General features: G+C 56.6%; 1 protein-coding gene. It reads right to left on the bottom strand.

What is annotated here, in order from left to right:
* Nucleotides 1-56: 56 nt before the first annotated feature.
* Nucleotides 57-1595 (bottom strand): IS3 family transposase, encoded by a 1539-nt coding sequence (locus tag FBX99_RS28760; protein ID WP_145133812.1) that lies wholly within the window; start codon nt 1593-1595, stop codon nt 57-59.
* Nucleotides 1596-1665 lie beyond the last annotated feature (70 nt).

Below are 1665 nucleotides of genomic sequence, written 5' to 3'. Positions count from 1 at the left end.
TGTTGCCGCTGACCGAAAACTGACCCAGTGGGGATGCGGACAAAAACTTGGACTGGTTATGCCGCGAAGCCCAGGCTCTCACGATACTCAACGGGACTGAGAGCGCCGAGGGAAATCTTTATACGTTTTTCGTTGTACCAGCGAATGTATGAATCCAAGGCCTGAATGAACTGCTCGATGCTCGTTGACTGCCAGTTGCGAGGATAGAACAGCTCCGTTTTCAGTCGGCCGAAGAAACCTTCACAAGCCGCGTTGTCAGGTGAGCAGCCTTTGCGCGACATCGAACGAATCAGCTTCGCATCAGCGATGCGCGATAGCCAGCCGGGCCAGCGGTAGTGAGCGCCACGATCGGAGTGAACAACAGGCCGTTTATCGTTGCTGGCCACCGTTTCGACAGCGGCATCCAGCATCGTGTTCACAAGCTCGGCGTCGGGACGCGTGCCGATCGACCAACTGATTACCTTCCCATCGAAGCAGTCGATCATGGGGGACAGGTACACCTTGCCGGCCGGGATCTGGAACTCCGAGATGTCGGTCAGCCATTTCTCATTCGGAGCTAGGGCCGTGAAGTCGCGGTTGAGGAGGTTTTCCGGCGCCGGACTGATCTCCCCGAGGTAGGAACCGTATCGACGCCGTTTCGGCTTGGCGACGACTAGGCACTCCTGCTTCATCAAGCGCTGCACCACCTTCTCTGAAAGGCGCACACGCTGCCTGCTCAACGAAGCTCGCATCCGACGGTAGCCATAGCAACGATGATTGCGCTCGAATATGTCCGCCATGGCACGACGCACTTCGGTGTACTTTTCCGCGACCTGCATTCGGGCTCGATGATAGAAATAGGAGCTTCGGGCCAAGCCCAACGCGTCAAGCAGCTCTAGCAAGGAGTACCTCTGCCTTAGGGCATCAGCCAGCAATGTCTTCTCCCGATTGGTCAGGACTTGCCGGTTGATGCCCGTCTCTTTTTTTATGAGTTCATTCGCCCTCATCAACAGGTCATGTTCAAGCTGCAAACGGCGAACATCGAGCTGGAGAGATTCGAGTTGCCGCTGCAACTCCTCTCGTTCCGGTGACGATGAGGGTTCAAGCCGACACTTCATGGATGGGGATACCTCTGGGCCGAGTAGCTGGTTTTTCCAGTTGTACAAGGTCGGCCTGCACACGCCCAGCTTTTGAGCCAGGGCTTTCGCACTTTCTTTTCGCGTGCACAGCGCGATGACCGCTGCCTGCTTCACCGCTGGCGGCCGGGCTAAACCGTCTGATCGACCGACAATACGCGTATGCAACTCGGGGTGCATTTCGTAAATCCAGGCACGCAACGAATCCCGCGCGGGGTAGCCCAACGCCTTGATGGTAGCGGCGATGTTGCGACCGTATTCGAGATAGTGCCCGACAGCCTTTTCCCTTTGGGCCAGTGAGTACTTCGACTTCGAGTTCTCGTAGCCACGCGGTAGGTCGAGGCATCGCTCATACTCTGCGTGCCAGCTCTTCAAAGAGTTCTTCGTCGGGTAGCCCAACTGACGAATAGTTGCCCCGGTTCGCTTGCCCAGTTTGATGTAGAGCTTGACCGCTCGGATACGGTCTTCGTATGAATACATGAACTACCTCCAGGTAGTCCAAGATTTCCGCCGCATCCCCGGTGGGTCAGTTTTCAATCAGCGCCGACAG

It is taken from the genome of Pseudomonas sp. SJZ074 (genome assembly GCF_007828215.1).
Classification (GTDB): Bacteria; Pseudomonadota; Gammaproteobacteria; order Pseudomonadales; family Pseudomonadaceae; genus Aquipseudomonas.
Note: the sequence above shows the minus strand (reverse complement) of the source record. Positions and strands in the feature narration are given on the sequence as shown.